Source organism: Vibrio rumoiensis 1S-45 (genome assembly GCF_000286955.2).
Lineage (GTDB): Bacteria > Pseudomonadota > Gammaproteobacteria > Enterobacterales > Vibrionaceae > Vibrio > Vibrio rumoiensis_A.
Window position 1 is genome coordinate 1 of record NZ_AJYK02000114.1, and the last position, 22,825, is coordinate 22,825.

Annotated in this window: 21 protein-coding genes; 12 read left to right on the top strand and 9 right to left on the bottom strand. The window is 40.1% G+C overall.

The window, feature by feature from the left end:
* Positions 1 to 226 precede the first annotated feature (226 nt).
* Together A1QC_RS14760 and A1QC_RS14765 are read left to right on the top strand one after the other, a co-directional pair.
* Positions 227 to 496: a DUF1778 domain-containing protein gene (locus tag A1QC_RS14760; RefSeq protein ID WP_017024806.1), complete on the top strand. Its 270-nt coding sequence runs from the start codon at positions 227 to 229 to the stop codon at positions 494 to 496.
* Positions 493 to 1,026, top strand: a complete 534-nt coding sequence (locus A1QC_RS14765) for a GNAT family N-acetyltransferase (protein ID WP_017024807.1) — start codon at positions 493 to 495, stop codon at positions 1,024 to 1,026. The genes A1QC_RS14760 and A1QC_RS14765 overlap by 4 nt, the downstream gene beginning before the upstream one ends.
* Before the next feature lie 72 nt (positions 1,027 to 1,098).
* Here the strand turns inward: A1QC_RS14765 and A1QC_RS14770 are convergent, their stop codons facing one another.
* From A1QC_RS14770 to A1QC_RS14780, 3 genes are read right to left on the bottom strand one after another with little or no spacing between them, the layout of a single operon-like run.
* Positions 1,099 to 1,893, bottom strand: coding sequence for an ABC transporter permease (locus A1QC_RS14770; protein WP_017024808.1), 795 nt, complete (start codon positions 1,891 to 1,893; stop codon positions 1,099 to 1,101).
* Complete coding sequence (locus A1QC_RS14775) at positions 1,886 to 2,653, bottom strand: ABC transporter ATP-binding protein (protein ID WP_017024809.1); 768 nt, start codon at positions 2,651 to 2,653, stop codon at positions 1,886 to 1,888. The genes A1QC_RS14770 and A1QC_RS14775 overlap by 8 nt, the downstream gene beginning before the upstream one ends.
* Positions 2,654 to 2,665: 12 nt before the next feature.
* On the bottom strand, positions 2,666 to 3,706 hold the full coding sequence (locus A1QC_RS14780; RefSeq protein WP_017024810.1) for an ABC transporter substrate-binding protein: 1,041 nt from the start codon (positions 3,704 to 3,706) through the stop codon (positions 2,666 to 2,668).
* A gap of 354 nt (positions 3,707 to 4,060) precedes the next feature.
* Between A1QC_RS14780 and A1QC_RS14785 the strand changes: the two genes are divergently transcribed.
* From A1QC_RS14785 to A1QC_RS14800, 4 genes are all read left to right on the top strand, one after another.
* The gene (locus A1QC_RS14785) at positions 4,061 to 4,936 is read left to right on the top strand and encodes a pirin family protein (RefSeq protein WP_017024811.1); all 876 of its coding nucleotides are present in this window, start codon (positions 4,061 to 4,063) and stop codon (positions 4,934 to 4,936) included.
* A gap of 624 nt (positions 4,937 to 5,560) precedes the next feature.
* Positions 5,561 to 7,528 (top strand): PTS mannitol transporter subunit IICBA, encoded by a 1,968-nt coding sequence (locus tag A1QC_RS14790; protein WP_017024812.1) that lies wholly within the window; start codon positions 5,561 to 5,563, stop codon positions 7,526 to 7,528.
* 97 nt (positions 7,529 to 7,625) lie between these two features.
* Positions 7,626 to 8,774 (top strand): mannitol-1-phosphate 5-dehydrogenase, encoded by a 1,149-nt coding sequence (locus tag A1QC_RS14795; RefSeq protein ID WP_017024813.1) that lies wholly within the window; start codon positions 7,626 to 7,628, stop codon positions 8,772 to 8,774.
* A gap of 98 nt (positions 8,775 to 8,872) precedes the next feature.
* Positions 8,873 to 9,403: an MltR family transcriptional regulator gene (locus A1QC_RS14800; protein WP_017024814.1), complete on the top strand. Its 531-nt coding sequence runs from the start codon at positions 8,873 to 8,875 to the stop codon at positions 9,401 to 9,403.
* Between the two features lie 46 nt (positions 9,404 to 9,449).
* Here A1QC_RS14800 and A1QC_RS14805 read toward each other — a convergent pair whose 3' ends face one another.
* Positions 9,450 to 10,316, bottom strand: a complete 867-nt coding sequence (locus A1QC_RS14805; RefSeq protein WP_017024815.1) for an AraC family transcriptional regulator — start codon at positions 10,314 to 10,316, stop codon at positions 9,450 to 9,452.
* A 337-nt stretch (positions 10,317 to 10,653) separates the two neighbouring features.
* On the opposite strand from A1QC_RS14805, the gene A1QC_RS14810 reads away from it, so the two are divergent.
* The 3 genes from A1QC_RS14810 to arsB all read left to right on the top strand — a co-directional run bounded on the left by A1QC_RS14810 (position 10,654) and on the right by arsB (position 13,750).
* Positions 10,654 to 12,114, top strand: coding sequence for a DUF1254 domain-containing protein (locus A1QC_RS14810; protein ID WP_017024816.1), 1,461 nt, complete (start codon positions 10,654 to 10,656; stop codon positions 12,112 to 12,114).
* Between the two features lie 189 nt (positions 12,115 to 12,303).
* Positions 12,304 to 12,642 carry an ArsR/SmtB family transcription factor gene (locus A1QC_RS14815; RefSeq protein WP_017024817.1) on the top strand — a complete coding sequence of 113 codons (339 nt, stop codon included), beginning with the start codon at positions 12,304 to 12,306 and terminating at the stop codon, positions 12,640 to 12,642.
* 70 nt (positions 12,643 to 12,712) lie between these two features.
* Positions 12,713 to 13,750: an ACR3 family arsenite efflux transporter gene (arsB, locus tag A1QC_RS14820; RefSeq protein WP_017024818.1), complete on the top strand. Its 1,038-nt coding sequence runs from the start codon at positions 12,713 to 12,715 to the stop codon at positions 13,748 to 13,750.
* A 100-nt stretch (positions 13,751 to 13,850) separates the two neighbouring features.
* Here arsB and A1QC_RS14825 read toward each other — a convergent pair whose 3' ends face one another.
* Together A1QC_RS14825 and hisC are read right to left on the bottom strand one after the other, a co-directional pair.
* Entirely contained in the window at positions 13,851 to 14,627 is a 777-nt protein-coding gene (locus tag A1QC_RS14825; protein ID WP_017024819.1) for an ABC transporter substrate-binding protein, read from the bottom strand.
* A 52-nt stretch (positions 14,628 to 14,679) separates the two neighbouring features.
* Positions 14,680 to 15,798, bottom strand: coding sequence for a histidinol-phosphate transaminase (gene hisC, locus A1QC_RS14830; RefSeq protein ID WP_017024820.1), 1,119 nt, complete (start codon positions 15,796 to 15,798; stop codon positions 14,680 to 14,682).
* Positions 15,799 to 16,025: 227 nt separating this feature from the next.
* On the opposite strand from hisC, the gene A1QC_RS14835 reads away from it, so the two are divergent.
* Complete coding sequence (locus tag A1QC_RS14835) at positions 16,026 to 16,931, top strand: LysR substrate-binding domain-containing protein (RefSeq protein WP_017024821.1); 906 nt, start codon at positions 16,026 to 16,028, stop codon at positions 16,929 to 16,931.
* A gap of 67 nt (positions 16,932 to 16,998) precedes the next feature.
* Here A1QC_RS14835 and A1QC_RS14840 read toward each other — a convergent pair whose 3' ends face one another.
* On the bottom strand, positions 16,999 to 18,180 hold the full coding sequence (locus A1QC_RS14840; protein ID WP_017024822.1) for a YbfB/YjiJ family MFS transporter: 1,182 nt from the start codon (positions 18,178 to 18,180) through the stop codon (positions 16,999 to 17,001).
* A gap of 150 nt (positions 18,181 to 18,330) precedes the next feature.
* Positions 18,331 to 19,092, bottom strand: coding sequence for a hypothetical protein (locus A1QC_RS14845; RefSeq protein ID WP_017024823.1), 762 nt, complete (start codon positions 19,090 to 19,092; stop codon positions 18,331 to 18,333).
* A gap of 422 nt (positions 19,093 to 19,514) precedes the next feature.
* On the opposite strand from A1QC_RS14845, the gene A1QC_RS14850 reads away from it, so the two are divergent.
* On the top strand, positions 19,515 to 20,957 hold the full coding sequence (locus tag A1QC_RS14850) for an EAL domain-containing protein (RefSeq protein WP_050990319.1): 1,443 nt from the start codon (positions 19,515 to 19,517) through the stop codon (positions 20,955 to 20,957).
* Positions 20,958 to 21,073: 116 nt separating this feature from the next.
* A complete protein-coding gene (locus A1QC_RS14855) occupies positions 21,074 to 21,853 on the top strand; it encodes a TSUP family transporter (RefSeq protein WP_017024825.1) in 780 nt (259 codons plus the stop codon).
* Here the strand turns inward: A1QC_RS14855 and A1QC_RS14860 are convergent.
* Positions 21,804 to 22,649, bottom strand: a complete 846-nt coding sequence (locus A1QC_RS14860) for a LysR family transcriptional regulator (protein ID WP_017024826.1) — start codon at positions 22,647 to 22,649, stop codon at positions 21,804 to 21,806. The two genes, A1QC_RS14855 and A1QC_RS14860, sit on opposite strands and share 50 nt — an antisense overlap.
* Positions 22,650 to 22,825: the final 176 nt, after the last annotated feature.

A 22,825-nucleotide genomic window follows, 5' to 3' on the forward strand; every position in this document is an offset into this window, starting at 1 on the left:
CTAGGCTCATGTGCGGGGTGACGGGGCTCCTACCAGTAGTGGCTCATTGTCATATTGGATTTGTAGGGAAATCGCCACTCAGACTTCGCCGAATAACCTTTTTTCAACACTCAAACAACATCTCACTCAAAATAAATACGTACTAATTCCGTACACATTGCACTTTGGTTGTTTAAATCTTATACTCATTTCAATTACGGAATAACTCCGTACAACTGGAGGTTTTATGGCGACGGCAAGACTTGATATCCGCTTGGATGAAGAAATCAAAGCTAAGGCGGAGAAAGCTTCAGCTTTACTTGGTTTAAAAAGCTTAACTGAATACGTTGTTCGATTAATGGACGAAGATTCAACTCAAGTGATTTCTGAATATGAAAGCATCACTGTTGAAGCAAATGTGTTTGACCAATTTATGAATGCTTGTGATGAAGCTAAGGCTCCGAATAAAGCATTACGTGAGGCTGCCACATTTACTAAAAATGGTGACTTTAAGTGAGTTATTCCAAAACTTTTAAAGAATTGGATAAATCGCAGCACGATAGAGCATCATTTGACTGTGGAGAAAAAGCGTTAAACGATTTTATCCAAACTCAGGCAGCTAAACATATGCAAGCAGGTATTAGCCGAACGATGGTTTTACCTGCTTCAATGCAGTTACCCAATCAAAAATATCCAATTTGTTCATTTTATAGTATTGCGCCAAGTTCAATTAGACGTGATACGCTGCCACAAGTTATGGCCAAAAAATTACCACGCTATCCAATTCCTGTTTTCCTTTTAGCACAACTTGCGGTTCATAAAGAATTTCATGGCAGTGGGTTAGGTAAAGTTAGCTTAATTAAAGCCCTAGAATATCTTTGGGAAATCAACTCACACATGAGAGCTTATGCCATTGTTGTTGATTGTTTAACTGAGCAAGCAGAGTCATTCTACGCAAAATATGGTTTCGAAGTTCTTTGTGAAATCAACGGTCGTGTAAGAATGTTTATCCCAATGAAAACTGTTGGTCAGTTGTTCAATGAGTAAAATCGGTATTGTCCAAAAAACCTCAAAAAAATACCCACGAAATAAAAATTTTCGTGGGTATGTATCTTCATTCTAACGCCATTTCAACAGCCGTTTTTCTAACTGCCCAATTACAAAGCTAATAATCACGCCAAGTAGTGAAAGTATTGCGACCCCTGTAAACAAACGCTCTAGATCATATAAAGAACCGGCTTGCAGGATATAGGCACCGATGCCGTATTCTGCGCCAAGCATTTCTGCCGCCACCAGCAAGATAATCGCAATAGCTAAGCTGACGCGTAGGCCCGATAAAATTCCCGGCATCGCGCCCGGTAAGACGATTTTACGTACAATCGAGAACCACGACATCGAAAAGCTTTGCCCCATGCGGATCAATGAGCGATCCACATTATCCACTGCGCCATAAGTCGCTACCACGGTTGGTGTGAAAGTACCAAAGGCAATTAATGCGTATTTAGAGGCTTCATCTATCCCAAACCAAATCACAAAAAGAGGCAATAAGGCAATTTTAGGGATGGGGAAAAGCGCAGAAATTAAAGGAACGAGCCCCGCTCTTGCTAGCGAGAATAATCCAATCATTAACCCCAAACTGATCCCAATTAAAACGCCGACGCTGGCCCCTACTGCTAATCGCGTTAAAGACGGCAGCAATTGTTGCCATAACATACCGCTTTGCCATAAATCCACAAAAGTGAGCCACACGTTAGACGGCCTTGGCATGGTCAGTGGTGATAAAAAGCCGGTTCTGGAGCCGACTTCCCACAAGGCAATGAGTACAATAAAAACAACCACACCAACCCAAGCTTTTGGTTGAGGAGCAAAGCCGCCGCCACGAAAAGGAACCGGCTGTTTAGAAGGACTATTCATTGATCAACTCCCCTTCTGCGGCCATTGCTTCATCACGCATCAAGTTCCATAAGTAGGTTTGTTTTTTGGCAAGTTCAACATCATCGGCATGACGCTCATTTAATGGGGTATCAATTTCCACCACTTCATGGATACAACCCGGGCGGCGAGAAAGCACCACAATCTTATGCCCTAAACGTACCGCTTCATTTAAGTTATGCGTCACATATACTGCCGTAAAAGGCGTGGTCGTCCATAAGTTCACCAGATCATCCATTAATAATTCACGGGTTTGGCTATCTAATGCCGATAATGGCTCATCCATAAGCATCACAGCCGGTTTTACCGCCAACGCACGAGCAATCGCCACTCGTTGTTTCATGCCGCCTGATAACTGCTTAGGCAAAGCTTTACGAAAGTCGCTTAAATTGGTTCTGGCTAATACATCCGCAATGATGGTTTCAGATTGTAATTTCGATAATTTATGATCTTCCAACACCACACTGATGTTGCCTTCCACTGTGCGCCAAGGCAATAAAGCAAAGTCTTGGAACACATAAGTAAGAGGGTTTAAACAATCTTTGGGTGGTTCACCGACTTGCAAAACTTGACCAGTGGTTGCTTGTTCAAGCCCTCCAATAATGCGCAGTAGTGTGGATTTACCACAACCGGAAGGGCCAACGATGCACACTATTTTACCGGTAGGAATATCTAAGTTTATATCTTTAAGCACTTCCATTTGTGCATACGAGTGACCAAGTTTCTCAATACTTAAATTCATACTATTCCTTGGTTACTTTGCTTTTTCTTCTGTGTTATTGGTTTCAACATAACTGCTATCCACCACATCGCTGAGTTTAATTGAGCTTTTGACCATTTTGCCTTGTTGGAACCAATCCAGTTGATTTTGCAATGAAGCCATGTTTAAGAAATTACCTTTATTCAAACGCATTGCACCATTGATAATGCTTGGCGCTGCTTTCTCTAACGGGCGGTCGGTATAAACGTATTTATGGATTAATTTCACCATGTCGTCTTGGCCTTGTTGACCCGCCGTTTTATCAATCATCGCAGCATTGTAGTCAGCCGCACCTTTGGCTAATGCTGTTAGGAAAGCTTGAGTTTGCGCGCGCTCTTGCTCTGCGTTGGTTGTTGAAGTGAAAATGGTCGTGACTTGGTAGTGCGGTAAGTAATCAGACACATTGCCAATCACATGAATGGCGCCACTGTCTGCTAAGGGTTTTGCAATATGCGGCACAATAGACCATGCATCCACTTGGCCAGATTTTAACGCACCAATGATTGCACCCACTTTTTGCAATGGCTTAAATTTTAAGTTAACGCCTTCTTGTTGCTCAATTTGAGAACCAACATAATGAAAGGATGAACCTTGTTGGGAAATGGCCCATGTTTTACCATCTAATTTCGATGGATCGGTCACGCCTGACTCAAAGGCTTTATTTGAGACGACGATTTTTTGCCCATCGACATTAGGATCTTCGGATAAAGAGCCGCCTATGATCTTAATCGCCCCTTTATCAGCCAATGAAATCAATCCACCAGACATCGCCGTGACGGCGTAATCGACATCTTTAGAGGCCACTGCAACAGCCATGGGTTGCGCTGCTTGGAAGAATTTTAATTTAACATCCAGACCTTGCTGCTTAAAATAGCCACGCTCAACGGCAACAAACGTGGCAGCATGACTGGTAAAGCGCAACGCACCCACCGTAATTTCTTTATCTTGAGCAACTGCATTGAGGCTAAAAAGTGAAGAGAAAGCAACGAAAGACCCGACAGCAGAAAGAAGCATTTTTTTCTTGAAATTGAACATCCTGTTCTCCGTAATATTTATAGAATATCGTTATTATTTTTATATTTTTCGCCTGCATGTGCATTGATAATAATGGTCTTATTACAGGGTATCTAATGACAAGCTATGATATTTCACTCATTGAATCAATGGATTCCTTGGTGTAGATCGCAAACTTTGCCACAAGGCACGCTTTGGCTAAACCACATCATTCAATTTTTTCGAACAAGTTGGTTCACCACGGTGAGTCATCAAGCATCAATAACTCCTCTAATATCGCTGATAACAAAGTTCACTGGCATTGTCGCAGCCTAGCCAATAAATCGGCAGCGGCATGCACAGTGACTATACTTAATGTAGGAAGTCGAGGTGATTATGTCTCATTCAAATCAACGTCAAATTACACAAGTGTTGCACTCTCAAGCCACCTCTGATGGCGACGGCGTAAAAATTCGCCGAGTAGCCGGCTTTAACAACAAACATTTTTCGCCTTTTTTAATGGTCGATGAATTGAAATCAGACGAAAGCAAAGATTATGTTGGCGGCTTCCCACCTCACCCTCACCGAGGTATTGAAACTTTAACGTATATGATGAATGGCCATTTCCAACATAAAGATCATATGGGTAATGTGGGCGAATTACGCAGTGGTGGTGCGCAATGGATGGCAGCCGGTCAAGGCGTGATCCACAGTGAAATGCCTATCATGGAAGATGGCCAATTGCATGGTTTTCAAATCTGGATAAACCAACCGGCGCGCGACAAAATGAAACCAGCAAAGTATTTTGATTTCCAGCCTGACAGCATTACTGAAAAGGCACTGAATGACGCAAGCCTAATCCGCGTATTATCTGGAGATTTAAAAATTGGTACTGAGATACTTCAAGGGCCACTAACGGATACAGGTGTGCCGGCAACGGTTGCCAATTGGAAAGCGCAAGCTGGGGAAGAGATCGTCATAACCCTTCCAAATCAGCATAACGCGTTGGTGTATGTGTACCAAGGCGCTGCAAATATCGCGGGGAAAGCGTTAAAACAAACCGATTTCGCTGTTTTACCTGCATCAAAAACAATAGAACTAGGTGAAGATACCTTACACATTAAAGCAAGTAACGAGACTGGAGTGCTAATCTTTGTCGGTGAGCCTATCAATGAGCCCGTTGTCCATTATGGCCCTTTTGTTATGAATACAATGGATGAGATCGACCAAGCAATTCATGATTATCAATCTGGTAAGTTTCATCAATACTAAAACATAGGCCGAAGGTTCACCATTAATTAATACCTTTGCTTTGCTATCTCGGTCTACAGTTTATTTATTGTGCTTCTGATTCGCATCAGCCCTACATGGGTATAATAAGCCACTCCCTGCCTATCCCTATACGCAGGGATTTTTTTTCCTCCAAAGCCAGAAATAACCCTAAAGTATTAGATTGTATCGTGCTGGGTCATCATGTTATTTAATTACATTAGAAGCAACCATTTCTATAGTGAATTATTTCACAGAACTAAATAAATTCAGCGTAGTGATTTGGATCACTAATATATTTTCATTACGGATGATTAATTCTAGTTAAGTGATGCGGATCACAATAAATATACCTTAATAAAATTAATAAATGTGACATTGATCACCATTAATTCTAGATGAAAATATGAAATGAATATTTGTAGGAAAATTACAGATTAAATACGTTAACCAGATCGCATTATTTGTTACGCATTGTGATATTAGCTTGATGCAGATCACGAAAAACCCGTTATCAGTTCTATTTCTAAATTGTGTGGTAAATTAATTGGGTACTAAGCAATCAGCGGTTTTTGCGAACCGTATTACAACAACAATATAATTTAAGAACATCAAACGGGAGTCGTTATGATATCACCTGATGCTAAGATCAAGATACAAAATTTTGGTCGTTTCCTCTCTAACATGGTAATGCCTAACATAGGTGCGTTTATCGCATGGGGCTTTATTACCGCTTTATTTATTCCAACCGGTTGGCTGCCAAATGAAACATTAGCTTCCATGGTTGGCCCTATGATCACTTATTTACTGCCACTACTGATCGGTTACACCGGGGGTAAATTAATCGGTGGTGAACGTGGTGCAGTTGTCGGCGCAATCACAACAATGGGTGTAATAGTCGGAACCGATATTCCAATGTTCATGGGAGCAATGATTGTTGGTCCTATGGGTGGTTGGGCAATCAAAACCTTCGACAAACGCGTGGATGGTAAAATAAAAAGTGGATTTGAGATGTTAGTGAATAACTTCTCAGCCGGTATTATCGGTATGATCTGCGCCATCATTGCCTTTATGTTAATTGGTCCATTCGTTAAAGTCTTATCGGGTGTTTTAGCCGCAGGTGTTCACTTCTTAGTTGATGCTCACTTACTACCTTTAACTTCTATTTTCGTTGAGCCTGCAAAAATTCTCTTCTTAAATAATGCGATTAACCACGGTATTTTCTCACCACTTGGTATCCAACAAGCAGCCGATACTGGCAAATCTATTTTCTTCTTAATTGAAGCAAATCCAGGACCAGGTCTAGGAATCTTATTGGCTTACATGTTCTTTGGTAAAGGCACAGCTAAACAAACGGCTGGTGGTGCTTCGATCATTCATTTCTTTGGTGGTATTCACGAAATTTACTTCCCGTATATTTTAATGAACCCACGTTTAATTTTGGCGGCAATTGCCGGTGGTATGACGGGTGTATTTATCCTCACCGCTTTTGATGCTGGCATTGTATCTCCCGCCTCTCCAGGTTCTATTTTTGCCATCTTATTGATGACGCCAAAAAGCTCAATGATTGGTGTTCTTTGCTCGATCTTTGGTGCCACGATTGTATCGTTCACTGTTGCCGCTATTTTAATGAAATCTCAGCGTACAACGGATGAAGATGGCGACAAAGATTCTCTCGAAAAAGCCACCTCTCAAATGAAAGATATGAAAGCGGGATCGAAGCGCGACAACGTTACCGCATCGAATAACTCTACTGTGAATCAAAGCGGCACTATTGATATGGCGAACGTCACCAACATTATTGTGGCATGTGATGCAGGTATGGGTTCAAGTGCAATGGGTGCGAGTTTATTACGTAAAAAAGTCCAACAAGCTGGACTGAACATCAGCGTAACTAACTTAGCCATTAATAATTTGCAAGAAGGAGTTGATATAGTGATCACTCATAAAGATTTAACAGACCGCGCTCGCAAGCACGTTCCAAACGCTTACCACGTATCATTGGTCAACTTTTTAGACAGTGAAATGTACAACCAACTTGTGACAAAACTGTTAGCAGCACAGCGCCCAGAAGCGGCCAATGATAACCAAGCCGTTAAAATGTCAGTACTTGCTGCGAATGATGAAAGCTTTGAAGCCCAAGCCCCTTCTGTCTTCAACATTGAACGCAAAAACATTCATCTTGGTCTGCAAGCAGCTAATAAAGAAGAAGCGATTCGTTTTGCTGGCAATCAATTAGTTGAACTGGGTTATGCACAGCCAGAATATGTCGATGCCATGTTTGAGCGTGAAAAACTGGTTCCAACTTACTTAGGTGAATCTATTGCAGTACCTCATGGTACGGTTGCAGCAAAAGACAAAGTACTGAAAACCGGTATCGTTATCTGCCAATATCCAGCTGGTATTCAATTTGGTGAAGATAAAGACGATATTGCTAAATTGGTTATCGGTATTGCAGCAAAAAATGATGAACACATTCAAGTTATTACCAAAATTACTAACGCCCTTGATGATCCAGATGCCATCGAGAAACTAACCACGACCACAGAAATTGAAGACGTATTAAGAATTCTACAAGGTCATGAAGCAGCCTAATTAGGCAAGAAATAACGAGGTCAGTTCGTTTCCCCTATACGTCTGGCCTCACCCAAACTTCAGTTAGTTATTGGTTCATATTGGTAGGTAAGTAATTATGAAAAATGCAGTTCATTTTGGTGCAGGTAATATTGGTCGTGGCTTTATTGGTAAATTATTGGCTGATGCCGATGTACAAGTCACCTTTGCAGATGTAAATGGTCCACTCGTTGACCAAATCAGTCATAAACAAGAATACAAAGTAAAAGTGGTTGGCTCTAAGTGCCAAATAGATACCGTAAGCCACGTCACAGCGGTGAATTCTGCTAGCGATGATGTGATTGACCGTATTGTTCATACAGACCTTGTCACAACCGCTGTTGGTCCAAATGTCTTAGATATCATCGCAAAAACCATTGCGACAGGCATAACCAAACGCTTTGAAGCAGGTAATGATAAGCCACTTAACGTAATCGCTTGCGAAAACATGGTTCGAGGCACCACTCATCTAAAAGGTGAAGTGTACAAATATCTTGATGATAGCTTACATGCTAAAGCTGATGAATTAATTGGCTTTGTCGATTCCGCGGTTGACCGTATTGTGCCACCAGCAGAAGCGGCAAATGATGACCCATTAGAAGTCACGGTCGAAAGCTTTAGTGAATGGATTGTCGATGAAAGCCAATTTAAAGGTGACATTCCGGATATTGCTGGTATGGAAAAAACCAATAACCTCATGGCCTTTGTTGAACGTAAACTGTTCACCTTAAATACCGGTCATTGTATTACCGCTTACTTAGGTTGCCTAAAAGGTCATAGAACTATTCGTGAAGCCATTGAAGACCCAGAAATTTATTTTGATGTAAAACAAGCCATGCAAGAAAGTGGAGAAGTCTTAATTAAACGTTATAATTTCGACCCTGAATTACACGCCGCTTACATCAATAAAATTCTAGACCGCTTCGCTAACCCTTATTTAGTGGATGAGGTTGATCGTGTTGGACGTCAGCCAATTCGGAAATTAGGCGTTAATGATAGATTAATCAAACCATTACTCGGTACAATCGAATTCAGCACCGAGAATGACACTTTATTAAAAGGTATTGCTGCGGCTTGTAAATATCACAATGAAACTGATCCACAAGCAATAGAACTACAAAAATCGATTCAAGATCAAGGTATTAAAAAAACTCTCGCTCATTATACTGGGCTTGATGAAGATAGCCTTGAAGTGCAAAAAATTGAACATATCTACAAGCAACTGTAATTAGAAAGCAATAAACCCTAAATTGGTGCCTTGTTTTAAGGCATCAATATAACGAGTTAGATTTTCTATCTTGGTATTTCCACTAATTAGACTAATTTATGACCGAAGAACTTAACGAAACAGAGATCATTGAACGATTAAATAACACGCCAACGGTGAGGGGGTTCTTCATCCAAACGGTGGGTATTTTCAATGAATCTATTGATGCGTTAATCAATCGAATTTTCCGTAAAGATAACTTTGCGGTGCAATCGGTTGTCGGTCCTTTATTGCAAGACTCTGGCCCTTTAGGCGATCTTGCCGTCAGGCTTAAGCTCCTTTTTGGGCTAGGTGTATTACCTGATGCGATTTACCACGATATTGAAGATCTGATCAAACTAAAAAACAAACTTAATAGTGATGGCTTAGAATATGAATTTACTGACCCCATCATTTTAGAAACCATAAAAAACCTTCATTTAGCCAATAAAATGAGCATGGTCCCCCTTCAAATTACAGAACCTGATGATGATATTGATCTCGGGTTTTATCAGCTTCAACTGCAACGCCAACAGCAAGTGATTAAATCTGGTTTATCACTCGCCATTGTAGACATTTGTAATGAATTGAAAAAAGACAGTCCATTTTAATCAAACTATTTATACCCTCTTTGAGTTAACGCCCTCAGCACAGCCATTAACATATCGGTAAATATATATCCGTCACGAGCTCATGCTCTGATACTTCAGGAAAGAAGTTTTTATATTCGAAAAATAGTGGTGCATCACGTAGCGATGCTCCACTTTGTGGTAGCCAGTCACGATAAAGCGCATAAATTTTATTATCCAGTTGATCATGAGAGCCATAGTGGCGAACCACCGCGCAACGCCCTGCGGAAATCGACTTATTCACAATGCCAAATTCATTGTCGGGAATAATTTGTGTGACTTCGCCACTAATATCAAAGCGAAATTGGTCTTCTGGCGTATCGTGAGGATTAGCCAGTACCACACCAAAAGTACGGTAGCGTTCAATCGGTGAAAGCCCAGTACTTTTACGCCAAGTAATAAACTCATTAATGGATTGGTTTAATAATGTTGGTGAACCGTGATGCTCTTTTACTGCGAGCATGGTTTCATCAAAATGAACAATATTCACTTCTATTTGAGGTAAGTTTTTCAGATCAGACATAGAGTCTCCTAATGTGTGATGACATTGATGCCAGTGCATCCAATTGGGTTTTATGCGAAATTCAGACGGTGATTGCTGAAAGCGTTTTTGAAACGCTCGAGCAAAAGATTCCGGATGTTCAAATTTGGCTTGCAATGCAATATCAATAATCCGCATTTGTGGATGAAATACCAATTGATACGATGCTCGCTTCAAACGTAATGCTTGAATAAATTTATACACTCCAATCCCCGTTACTAAACTGAACTGACGGTGAAAATGGTATTTAGAAAAACAAGCAATGCGACTTAAATGCTCGACATTCAGATCTTCATCTAAATTCTCATAAATATAAGCCGTTACTTTTTCCATCTGAATTTCGGTTTTATTCATTGTTATACTCGACCAAAATACCCCTGCTTTCTTTATCCATTACAGATTGTAGCGTTGAAATTCATTATCAATAATTAATGTCTAGAATGCCTAGCCAAAATTGCTCAATAACTTCCCAATAAAAATGCTTACATACCTCGGTAAAAACAACTACCTTTATTACCAACCTGTTTACAAATCACATAATGACAAACAAGTTATAGGGTTCACCCCTCACTATTAACACTTTAATCAATACAGGTGTAGGATAGAATAATGCTTCTTTTATCCTCCTTTGTTCAATGGGGATAGATAGGCTAACTCCGTATTGTGAATACTCTATAAAAAGGACAAAAGTATGACGACAACTCGTAAAGCGAAAGGATTAGTGACGGCGCTTTCATTGCTAGCATTGAGTATTGGTGCCGCCAATATGAGTTATGCGCAAGCCTCGACTACACAAATCCAACCTACCGCTCAAAGCCAAAATTTAGAACAACAAGTGGCCTACCAACGTGCTTTTGATGCGACTCTTTGGGCCATGCCTGCATTGGGTATTGATGGTTTACGTCGCGGGTTGGTCAACTTACCGGGCTCGGGTTACAACACTATTCTCGCCTTCTCTAAAACGCTAGTGTCTAAACACAAGGCAATCACCTCTAACTCTGCAACACCATATATTGCGGCATTTTCTGATCTTCGTGATGGCCCTGTTGTATTGGTACTTCCACCGGCAACTCAAAAGTCGAGCCTTTACGGCCAAATTATGGATGCATGGCAACACACCATTGCGGATGTTGGCCCTGCTGGCGCAGATAAAGGAAAAGGCGGTAAATACTTAATTACCCCTCCGGGTTACGACAAAGCGATTCCTAAAGGTTACATTCACGTTGAGTCAAACTCTAACCATATTGCGATTTTATTCCGCTCGGTTCGTATGAATGGTGCAACTGAAGCGGATGCTTATGCATACACACAAACATTGAAAATGTATCCATTTGCCGATGCAGCGAACCCACCTAAAACTAAGTTCTTAGATGGATTCCAATACGCTATTGATACACTCCCTCATTACAACCTTGATACGTTAAATGACATCAGCAATATCATCAATGCTGAGCCGGTAAAACCGCGTGATAAGGCCATGATGGGTATGTTAGAAAGTATTGGTATTGTAAAGGACCAACCATTTAACCCACCTGAAGATCTGAAAGCCTCTTTAGAAAAAGGGGTAAAAGATGCAAATACCTACATGCACAAAATGGTGTGGGAAATGCATAATAGCAATTTGTACTGGCCAAATCGTCACTGGGCTGATGTGGTGAAACCAGATGCAAAAGGTGGTTTTGATTTTGAAACGGACAATGCGCTTCAAATTGACCAACGCGCTGCGGCTTGGAACTTCTTTACTATCTACCCAGAGAAAGTCAGCGCCACACCAGCGGTATCTTACTTATCTCCAGTTGCAGATAAAGATGGCAACCCAATTGAAGCGGGTAAACTGTATAAGCTAACGGTACCTAAAAATATGCCAGTAAGACAGTTCTGGTCTTTAACGGTTTATGATGAAGCCACTTGGGCCTTTATTACCAATCCTGAAGATCGCACTGGTTTAGGCACGTTTGATATGAACAATATGAAGCTCAATGAAGACGGAAGTGTTGATCTTTACTTCGGACCTGAAGCACCAAAAGGCTTGGAATCTAACTGGATCCCAACCGAAGGTAAGCGCCCTTACCTATGGCTACGCTTCTACGGACCTAATAAAGAGTTTTTGAGCAAATCGTTCGTCATGCCAGATGTTGAATTAGTGAAATAATTCTCACATTCATACCTAAGTAACTTAGGTAACTTAGGCATACATCTCAACGACAAAACGGCACAGACAATGTGCCGTTTTTTATTTTGATGGCATCAGTACCATAAAATGATTGTATTTGCTTCTTATGAGCATTATTATTAATCGTCTTTTAACGATAGATATTTTTATACTGAATTGGAAGCTGCCATGACTCAATCTTGTTCTTCGTCTTGTGATGCTCTGCAAGCTAACTCAACCGACTTACAACAAGAACAAGAATTTGCTCTACTGGCAAAAGCATTAAGTCACCCAGCCCGTGTTCGTATTCTTAAAATCCTCATTAATTTAGATAAATTAGGGGGCTGTTTAAACAGTGATCTCGTAGCTGAATTGGGGCTTGCTCAATCAACGGTTTCTGAACACTTACGAATTTTAAAAGTAGCAGGTTTCATTACTGCGGAACCCATTCCACCAAAAATGTGTTATCGAATAAACCCAGAAAAAACCACCGAATTTAAAGCTTTAGTTAAATCTTTAATCGATTAAACTTTTTACATTAAATCGTAATTTTCACCACAACATTAATCGTATTTCGACGATAAACGAAGAGGTTATTATGTCACAAACGCCTAAATTAGGGTTCCTCGATCGATTCTTAACCGTTTGGATCTTTGCTGCCATGCTCATCGGTGTTTCCATCGGAGTTATTTTTCCTGAGGTGGCTCAATGGAATGAGACACTGTCCATTGGCACAACCAACATTCCTTTAGCCATTGGTTTAATTTTAATGATGTACCCGCCTTTAGCGAAGGTAAATTACAAGCTACTCGGGCAAGTCAAAAAAGACAAAAAAGCGATCACATTATCTTTAATTATGAATTGGATTGTTGGACCGATCTTAATGTTCGTTTTGGCAATTACGTTTCTAGGTGATCATCCCGGTTATATGGTGGGTATTATTCTTATTGGCTTGGCGCGTTGTATCGCCATGGTTCTGGTTTGGAACGATATTGGTGGCGGTAACAAAGAATATGGCGCAGCCTTAGTGGCCATTAACAGCGCATTCCAAATTGTAACTTATAGCGTCATGGCTTGGCTGTTCATTACTGTCTTACCGCCTCTATTTGGCTATCAAGGCATGATTGTCGACATTTCTATGATAGATATAGCAGAAAGTGTTGCTATCTACTTAGGGATCCCTTTTGTGGCTGGCTATCTGAGCCGGAAATGGTTGGTTTCAGCGAAAGGTGAAGATTGGTATAACCAAGTATTTATTCCTCGTATTTCACCTATTACGCTGATTGCTTTATTAGCAACCATTGTTTTAATGTTCAGCCTAAAAGGTGAAATGATCTTTGAATTACCAATGGACGTATTGCTCATCTCGATTCCGCTTACCATTTATTTTGTGGTTATGTTTTTTACTAGCTTCTTCATTGGTAAAAAAATGGGCATCGATTTTGATAAGAATGCTTCCATCGCTTATACCGCAACGGGAAACAATTTTGAGCTCGCTATCGCCGTTGCTATTGCCGTTTTTGGTATTAATTCCGATCAAGCTTTTGCGGGAGTAATTGGTCCATTAATCGAAGTACCTGTCTTGATCGCTCTGGTCAATGTGGCACTTAAAATGAAGCCAAAATATAAGTTGTAAACAGATAGGAAAATAAAAAATCACCGCTATTGCTTTAGCAACGATAGCGGTGATTGATGAATAGTAAACTTATTTCAAGCGCCAATGAAGCTAAAGCTTATTAGTCACCATAAATATCAAAATTAAAGTACTTAGACGCAATTTTATCATAGGTACCATTTTGACGAATTTCTGCAATGGCTTTGTTAAACGCTTCTGCTAGTTTAGTATCTTGCTTGCGCAGCGCTAACGCCGTACCTTCACCAACATACGCTTTGTCGGTGACCGGTGTGCCAGTTAATGCGAAACCTTTTCCAAGCGGTTTATCTAAAAAAGCCAGTTGAAGTTGATCTGCGTTACCAAAAGCGGCATCTAAGCGGCCACTTTCTAAATCAAGATAAACTTCATCTTGGCCTTTATAGCGTTTAATAGTCGCAACATCACCAAACTTTTCTGTCACGTAATTATCGTGGATCGTACCAATTTGAACGCCTATTGATTTTCCAGTTAAGCCCGCTTTATCAATTGTGAAATTAGCATCACTCTTTGCCACAAACCGTGCTGGTGTTTGGTAATACTTATTCGTAAATAGAATACGTTTTTTGCGCTCTTCAGTGATACGCATCGACGCCATGATCACATCAGACTTACGAGCCAACAATGCTGGGATTAAACCATCCCAATCTTGCGTCGTCCATTCACATTTAAAGTTTGCTTCTTTACATAATTCAGCAGCGATCTCAATATCAAACCCTGCAGGTTCACCGTTAGCATCTTTATAATTAAAAGGTGGGTAGGTAAAATCTGAAGCTAAACGCACCACCTGTTGCTCAGCGGCTTGGGCAGGAACAAATAAAGCGGAACAACATACTGCGGCTAACGTTATTAATTTTTTCATTTCAAATCCTTTTTATAATTTTATGATCCGATCTTTCAAATATAAATGTTTTTTATTGAAAGCTTTTTAAGGCTTCAAGCGTTTCTTCCATGCTTGCTTTAGCGCCGATAGAGATGCGAACACAACCTTTTACGCTCGACTCATTGGCAGGGCTACGAGCAACTATTCCTTTATTAAGTAGGTAATCATATAAGTTGTGATCGCCTTTAAAGCGGATCAAAACGAAATTCGTATTGGATTCATACACAGTATCAACAATTGCTAACGTGGCAACCTGCGCAGTAAACCAGTTTCTTATTTCAATCAATTCTTGAGTTTGCTGTTGCATCTGCTTAATACCAGCCTCAGACAATGCTTTTAAAGCAATTTCTGCACTTGGATCCGCTATAGGGTACGGTGCAATAAGACGAGAAACATACGTCATCACGCTAGCATCTGCGATCAAGAACCCTACTCGAATGGCTGCGAGTCCAAAAGCTTTCGATAAAGTGCGGATCACAATCAAATGCGGATAATCATTCATCAAATGCAAAGCACTAGTATGAGGTGCGAATTCTATGTACGCCTCATCAACAACCACCAGTGATTTATCTTTTGATGCTTCGAGTAACGTCACCAAATCTTGTTGATGTATAACATTACCCGTTGGGTTATTTGGTGAGCAAAGGAAAACAATGCTGGTATCTTCAAGCTGAGCGTCTATATTCGCGAGATCTAATTGAAAGTTGTCGAGTAACGGGACAATCGCTGTTTTTACTGAAAACGAATCGGCACAAAATTCATACATACCGTAAGTGGGAGGACAAACCAAAATTTGGTCATTACCTGGCTGACAAAATGTACGAACTAATAAATCGATTGCTTCATCTGCTCCACGCACTGCGATCAATTCAGCGGACTCACTTAACTTATTTTTGCTCTCAATATGGTGCAATTGACAATAATCTTGGTAAGACGATGCAATGTCAAAAGGTAAGAAATCTGGGTAGCGATTATAATGATCATTACGGCCTTGGCTGATATCACCATATTGACAACACGACTCTAACTCATTGGCATTTAACCAAAGATGTCCTTCTGAATTCATATTGCGAGCAATACGACGTGCCGACTGATAAGGTATGAGTTTTTTTACCGACTCTGGAACCAACTTATCTGCTAATGACTTCATACCTAACCTTTCCACTGAATAATGTCAGTTTAATAACCTAACAAAATAAGTTTAAATTCAATTATTTTAAATAAATAATCATTCATAACGTTAATATAGATTCTATACAAATATCTCTTGTAATATGAAACGAAAAGTCAGCATACTAGCTATGAGAAAAAATCATACCTATATAGATCAATGAACTTAAGTCATTGACGATAAACTCTAAGGAATAAACCTCTAATATGCCTAGCCGCTTACCCTCTACGAAGGAATTACATGCATTTTTGATCACCGCTGAAGAGTTAAGCTTTACTGCTGCGGCGCTACGGTTAAATGTAACTCAAGGTGCTGTTAGCCGGCAGATCATCGCTTTGGAGCAACGTTTAGATGTCACGCTCTTCCACCGCCATGCTAGAGGCTTAACACTGACAGTAAAGGGCGGTGAATTTTTACCTTTAGTGGAATTGGCTCTCAATCAAATTCAACGAGCCGTAGAACAAGTATCGCACGACAAACGGACGATTAAACTTAAAGCCCCCAGTTGCATTACACCTTGGCTACTCCCTAAATTGATGCAATTCCAACAAATCCATCCAGAAATAGATGTCGAACTAACCTCAACCATTAAACACATGGTGAACTTTGCGACTGAGCATTTTGACGCCGCTATCGGTTATGGGGACCTAAATAAGTTACCTGCAACGGATAAAAATCTAGAAAGCGATCTGCTATTTGAAGAAAAACTGACACCAGTGTGTTCACCCAACCTCTGTTCAGACATAACGACATTCACATTGGATACTTTAAGTGAAATGACCTGGCTGCATGCAACACCAGAAAAATCAGATTGGAAGCTTTGGTTACGGCAGCTCAGCAAAAATACAGAACAACCAGAAATTGCTAATTTAAAAGCAAAACAAAATCAACATTTTGCCACATTAGATTTATCGGTTAATGCTGCTATTCAAGGCTTTGGAATTGCTATTGGTGATATCACTCTTGCCCAAACAGAATTAGAGATGGGACGATTAATGACCCCTTATTCTTTAGATATATCGTCAGGAAAAGGTTACTTTCTAATGCGGCCTAAATCCTCTATCAATTCAAGTTTAGAACGTTTAATCGATGAACTATTACCAAACCATTAAAAAGACGCTATCCAAGATTCAGTTTTACCATGGTAATTGATCGGTCATTAAAGCTATTTTCCATCTTTCAGATTAGCTGGCGTTTTTGCTTCGCTTGGCTTATTTGAATACATATCAAGCCAGCAAACATTAATATTGAACCGACTAAAAATAACCAATGGTATTTTCCCGACCAATCATAGAAAGCTGACATAACCAACCCCGATCCAGCTTGTGCTGCAGCAAAATAAGCGGTCGCCTTCCCCCAGTATTTCTTATGCTGTACTGGTGAAACCAACTCTGAAAGCCTACCTGAAATTAACGTCACAATGGCTGGGATCATCGCACCAACGATCAATGAAGATGTGTATCTAGGTAAAAACGCTGTCGAGAAGAAAGGCAACAAGATCGCAAGCGTGAACAATAAGAAGGCGATGGAAAGTGAGCGCCCCCAACCAATTCGATACGCTAATTGACCCGCTAAAAGAGAACCAATCACCGCTCCTACGCCTAAAACTCCCCATTGAAAAGAAGCCTCTTCAATCCCTAAGTGTTGTTCTCTTGCTAAAAAATCTACCCAAAAAACCGAATGAGGAATGAATCCTGCCGCATCAAGGCCATAAGCCAGGAACAATAATAAAATAATAAATGAAACCGATTGAGATGGTGATTCTCCTTGTGCTTGTGGCGGCTGATTTTTTGCAGCACGATGCAAATGCGTCATTCCCCAACTAGCAATCAACATTGCCAAGACCGTAATTGCGCAGAGTATTGACCAACTAACACTCAAGCCTTGGGAAACAATCACAGGAGCGAGAAATGAGGAAAAGAGAATCCCCAAACCTATGCCTGTAAAAATACATGAACCAACAATGGGCCGACGCTCAGCGGAAGTCGCCATGAGTGCATAAGAAGGAGCAACCACGACAAGCGCTGCACCCGCTGCACCTGCAATAAACCGCAACATTGCAAAGAAAGGAAAAGGATGTACTTGAGTGCTTAACGCTAAGCTCAGCGCCACTAGGGTAAATGCGGCCAAAATAGTTCTCATCACACCAAAGCGTTCCGAAACCCAATGGCTGCCCAAAGCACCAATAAAATACCCAACTAGATTAGCCGCCCCTAGATAAGCGGCTTCAGATGAAGAAAACCAATTGGATTCAACTAGCGCTGGTATAAAAGGGGTATAAGCAAAACGCGAAATACCAACACCAATAAAAGTTGCCATCAAACCCATTAATAAAGCAGGCCATTCGGATGTTCTCACCATATGTCTTAACCCTTAAACCATGCATTATGTATAAAAAGAGCACTCTCAGCTTCTAAATAACGAAATAAGTAGTACTAGAGCTATGTAACAAGCGCGACTCTCAGTAAGTCACTCTATACAAACAACTGTATAAACAGACCAAGATACACGTCACGCTCTAAAGGCAATAGAAGGTAACGTTAAGATCAGCCACCAAAACATTGACAACAATGACACAATAGCAATCAAACTCGACATATTCACCGACCAATTGAACATCGCCAACATCCATTGCTGATGATGTAAATTGAATAGATATGACACTCCCCATAATATGCTCAATAAAAGAATAACAATCACTGAGCCTTTTAAGGCATTTCCAAAGTCAGTGCGGCTAGGAATACAATGAAAACATAACAACGAAATAAGCACTAGCCACATTGTATTTTCTAGTGAATTTAAGCTATATCTGACAATCTGCGTACTCGTATTCCAAAAATAATCTAATACTGCAAAAGAGATAGTTTGTAAGGTAGCAACGTCAATCTGCAATACAAAAGATTGAATAGGAAACGCTAAATTATTCAATAGAAGATGAATGAATAAAAACGCCGTGAACAAAGGTGCAAGCGCAATAAAAAACACGCCAACTGATTGGTAAACTGAACGAGTATTCCATTGATGCTTAACATAACCTAACCTCCCATCAGCTCCTGCTTGAAAAAACTTAATGGCTTGTATCTTGTGGCCAAAAATCACCGCAACAAAAGCATGAGAGAGTTCGTGTATTGGGGTTCCAAATAAAGCCGAAAGATAAAATAGAGCTTTTGATATCTTGTTGGAGAATATTTTGGTCGAGCAGAAACTACTAAGCACTTGATGAATAAAGATGACGCTACCGATAACGAACAGAAGTAAAATCAACCCGATCATGAGTTACACTCTTCAGAAATGAGCCAATTACCTTACCTCAGAATACTTTTATGTACTAGCTCACATCATGGTTTCAGCTGCAATCTTGAACAATAAATTCCATAAAAATATAAGCGTTCTTAATATAGGCTACCTTATACTAAGAGTAATTTGAGTTCTCATGCATCCAATGTAAATATCCTGTAAATACAGTGTAGGTATCGAGTTAGAACGTATTTTAATCATGAAAAATATCATAGAATCACCGCTTGTGTTTTAGCGGTAAAATCGACGTTACTTCAAGCTGCATTGTTCTATACTTTCTATAAAGGGATAGAGCCAATAATGGGAAGTGAATGAAATGAAATTAATACTCAGAGCTTTACATGCCAAATAAAAAAAAGCCCATAATAAAAAAAATATTATTCATATTATTGATTCCTATGCCAATTGTATTAATGGCATGTTTTCAATTAGGTAAAACTAGTTTAAATACTGAGCTAAACCTTTTAGCGAATGCCTATGTTCGCCAGTTAGAAGAGCAGATCGATGATTTGCGTGATGAAAACAAACAAGCACTTTACGATGCAACCAGTTGTGAGCAAATTCAAAAAGACCTTTTATTTGAATCATTTTTACGAGAAATGCTCATAGTTGATAATGGGAAAGTGGTGTGCTCATCAAAAAGAACCACGCTTGAAGCGAATTCTGTAGAAAAGCTTTTACCATCACACCAAATAAACAGCGGTGAGTATTTATTTGATTTCCCTTACGAGAAAGGGGTAATACGAAGCCTATTAGTCATCGACACCGATAAAAATAATCCACAGCGTTCTGCCATTTCTGTTGTGGATCAAAGTTATATTAATCTACATCTGGGATTAACCTCAGACGATCGAATTCAAACATTGAGAATGGTTGTCGGTGGCAAAACATACCCTCCACATTTAACAACAGGCAAACAGCCTTATTCAACGACCGCTAAATCAAGTTACTTAAATGTGGAAGTAACCATTGAACCAAGCGCAAAATTAAAACGTGAAAAACTCAGCTTATTCATGCTGATTGGCCTTCCGGTGTCGTTAAGTATCTCTATGCTATTCTACCTTTTACAATACTGGTCTGAATCCCGTGGGTCTTTAATTGAGTCATTGAAAAGGGGCTTAAAGACCGATGAATTATTTTTAGTCTATCAACCTCTGATCGATAGCACAAATAACAAAATAATGGGTGTAGAAGCCCTTTTACGTTGGGAAAGTTCCAAACACGGTTTTATTCGTCCGGACATTTTTATCCCAATCGCCGAACAACATAACTTCATTAATACCATTACCGACTTTGTATTAGAGCGTGCACTGGACGATTGGAAAACCGTTAATCATCAAAACCAATTACACATAGGTGTCAACATTCCTGCGTCTTATTTGGTTGATGAACAGTGTTTAAACAAATTCAAAATATTTGCCAAACAGTTTAAAAGTGAAAATCTAGTACTTGGTATCGAAATCACAGAAAGGCAACTTCTAAGTGAAAAAGGCCGAGCTATTCTTAGTGATGTTAGAGCCTTAGGAATAGAAGTCTCCATTGATGACTTTGGAACAGGCTACACTGCATTATCTGTATTGCAGGATATTAAATTTGATTACTTGAAAATTGATCGCTGCTTTATCAACACCATTGGCGTGGAATCAGTGAATGCTCCCATTCTTAATAGCATAATCAGTCTTGCTCATCAGTTAGAGGTCAGCATTGTTGCTGAAGGTGTAGAGACTCAACAACAATCCGAGTATTTAACGTCTCAAAATGTTCAAATACTTCAAGGCTATTATTTATATAAACCAATGCCGCTGGAAGCGATAAAAAATACACTCCATAATATGATATAGATCTTGCTTCATTTTTATCAATGAAAAATAGGAATAGGTAACTTTCCACCCTTTTACTAATTGAAGTTAAATTTCAATGATATATTGACGCCATTATTCATTTCTAAGGAAAGAAAATGGAACTCTCATTCGAGATTATGGCGTTATTAATTGCCGTTGCTGCCGTTGCTGGCTTCATTGATGCCATGGCTGGTGGCGGTGGATTAATTACCTTACCTGCGCTATTAGCCGCCGGCATTACCCCCGCTCAAGCTCTCGCTACCAATAAATTACAAAGCTCATTTGGAAGTTTTTCTGCCAGTTTATATTTCATACGAAGTGGTGCAGTAAAGCTTCAAGAGATGTGGCTGCCAATTGTATGTACTTTTATAGGTTCAGCACTTGGTGCTGAGGCCGTTCAACACATTAAACCAGATGTACTAATGAGCATTATTCCCATTGTTCTTATAGCGATTTCTGGCTATTTTCTTTTTTCATCGGTCACTCCAAAACCTAATGAAAAACCAAAATTATCTGAGGCGGCTTTTGCTTTCTTCGTCGGTGGTGGTGTTGGTTTTTATGATGGATTTCTTGGTCCAGGTACAGGCTCAATTTTTGCAGTTTGCTTTGTTGCTCTAGGGCGTTACTCATTGGTTGCAGCTACGGCTCATACTAAAGTTCTGAATTTCACCTCTAACATTGCCGCGCTTACTTTTTTTATTTTAGCAGGTTTACCTATTTGGGAGCTTGGACTCACCATGGCAATTGGTGGCTTTATTGGTGCACGTTTAGGCGCAAGAGTGGTATTGGGTAATGGTCAAAAATGGATTAAACCATTGGTGATTATTATGTCGATGTCGATGGCGATCAAACTGCTTTGGGAACAGCACCAGCAATTGCTGCTATCAATGTTTTAACTCTTTCATTACGAAATGTATTTGGACGTAGGCACAGATGCACAGGGCGAAACAGCGGGATAAGTTCAGGGAAGTGAAAACAATATTTTGATTCAATCTTCAATGTATTCACAATTGAAAGTGGCACTAAAGCTGACGCAACGCCTCCTAATGCAAGCTGTGCCGATGCGGTATAAGAATCCATTTCCATGAGTGCTTCGATCCCTAGTTGGTTAAGGATATCAAGCTGGTATCGATTAGCAGGGTTCGCCAAATCATTAGTAATGATCTGCTTAGGCAATACTTTAAGTGGCTCTCTACTCACAATAACAAAAGGCTCATCCCAAAGATGAATGGCTGTAAGCCCATGCTGTGCTGGCATATGTCCCGCACAAAAGCCTATCGTTGCCTTACCAGATTGCACTCTTTCGACAATACGAGGAGTATGATGCGTACTGATTCTCACTGCAGTATCTTGCTGCAAATACTCCCCCATCATACCGTTCAGATACCCTGCAACTAAAGTTTCCGAACAATCCAATCGAATCAATGTGTCATCTTGAAGGGTATGCTGATCAAATATTTGCCCTTGTAACTCTTGAAAAGTCGGCCCAATCTTCGAAATCAGCTCTTTAGCGTCAGCAGTTAAACGAACATGGCGACCATCAGGTACAATCAACTTTTTCCCCAACTTTTTTTCTAATAGAGCAATACGCTTACTAACCGCAGATTGGCTGATATAAAGCTGGCTACCCACTCGACTCATGGTTTTTTCATGGCTAAGTGCTAATAACGTTTCAATACCTTCAAGTAACATAGGATCAATGTAAATTAGGAATAGATGTATTGATAGTAACCCGAACACGTTACTTTATCTCAAGGAATTATACAGGGGAGTGAAAATTGATGATGAAAAATATACCGTTCAGTTTCTTCAGACGAAAAAAAACCGCTAATAATTAGCGGTTTTTTTAAATCAAAGCCTGGCGATGT

What these genes read in the sequence shown, in the direction of transcription:
- A1QC_RS14760 (WP_017024806.1), top strand. Translation starts at nt 227, where the DNA reads ATGGCGACGGCAAGACTTGATATCCGCTTGGATGAAGAAATCAAAGCT.
- A1QC_RS14770 (WP_017024808.1), bottom strand. Translation starts at nt 1,893, where the DNA reads ATGAATAGTCCTTCTAAACAGCCGGTTCCTTTTCGTGGCGGCGGCTTT.
- A1QC_RS14775 (WP_017024809.1), bottom strand. Translation starts at nt 2,653, where the DNA reads ATGAATTTAAGTATTGAGAAACTTGGTCACTCGTATGCACAAATGGAA.
- A1QC_RS14780 (WP_017024810.1), bottom strand. Translation starts at nt 3,706, where the DNA reads ATGTTCAATTTCAAGAAAAAAATGCTTCTTTCTGCTGTCGGGTCTTTC.
- A1QC_RS14785 (WP_017024811.1), top strand. Translation starts at nt 4,061, where the DNA reads ATGTCTCATTCAAATCAACGTCAAATTACACAAGTGTTGCACTCTCAA.
- A1QC_RS14790 (WP_017024812.1), top strand. Translation starts at nt 5,561, where the DNA reads ATGATATCACCTGATGCTAAGATCAAGATACAAAATTTTGGTCGTTTC.
- A1QC_RS14795 (WP_017024813.1), top strand. Translation starts at nt 7,626, where the DNA reads ATGAAAAATGCAGTTCATTTTGGTGCAGGTAATATTGGTCGTGGCTTT.
- A1QC_RS14800 (WP_017024814.1), top strand. Translation starts at nt 8,873, where the DNA reads ATGACCGAAGAACTTAACGAAACAGAGATCATTGAACGATTAAATAAC.
- A1QC_RS14805 (WP_017024815.1), bottom strand. Translation starts at nt 10,316, where the DNA reads ATGAATAAAACCGAAATTCAGATGGAAAAAGTAACGGCTTATATTTAT.
- A1QC_RS14810 (WP_017024816.1), top strand. Translation starts at nt 10,654, where the DNA reads ATGACGACAACTCGTAAAGCGAAAGGATTAGTGACGGCGCTTTCATTG.
- A1QC_RS14815 (WP_017024817.1), top strand. Translation starts at nt 12,304, where the DNA reads ATGACTCAATCTTGTTCTTCGTCTTGTGATGCTCTGCAAGCTAACTCA.
- arsB (WP_017024818.1), top strand. Translation starts at nt 12,713, where the DNA reads ATGTCACAAACGCCTAAATTAGGGTTCCTCGATCGATTCTTAACCGTT.
- A1QC_RS14825 (WP_017024819.1), bottom strand. Translation starts at nt 14,627, where the DNA reads ATGAAAAAATTAATAACGTTAGCCGCAGTATGTTGTTCCGCTTTATTT.
- hisC (WP_017024820.1), bottom strand. Translation starts at nt 15,798, where the DNA reads ATGAAGTCATTAGCAGATAAGTTGGTTCCAGAGTCGGTAAAAAAACTC.
- A1QC_RS14835 (WP_017024821.1), top strand. Translation starts at nt 16,026, where the DNA reads ATGCCTAGCCGCTTACCCTCTACGAAGGAATTACATGCATTTTTGATC.
- A1QC_RS14840 (WP_017024822.1), bottom strand. Translation starts at nt 18,180, where the DNA reads ATGGTGAGAACATCCGAATGGCCTGCTTTATTAATGGGTTTGATGGCA.
- A1QC_RS14845 (WP_017024823.1), bottom strand. Translation starts at nt 19,092, where the DNA reads ATGATCGGGTTGATTTTACTTCTGTTCGTTATCGGTAGCGTCATCTTT.
- A1QC_RS14850 (WP_050990319.1), top strand. Translation starts at nt 19,515, where the DNA reads ATGCCAATTGTATTAATGGCATGTTTTCAATTAGGTAAAACTAGTTTA.
- A1QC_RS14855 (WP_017024825.1), top strand. Translation starts at nt 21,074, where the DNA reads ATGGAACTCTCATTCGAGATTATGGCGTTATTAATTGCCGTTGCTGCC.
- A1QC_RS14860 (WP_017024826.1), bottom strand. Translation starts at nt 22,649, where the DNA reads ATGTTACTTGAAGGTATTGAAACGTTATTAGCACTTAGCCATGAAAAA.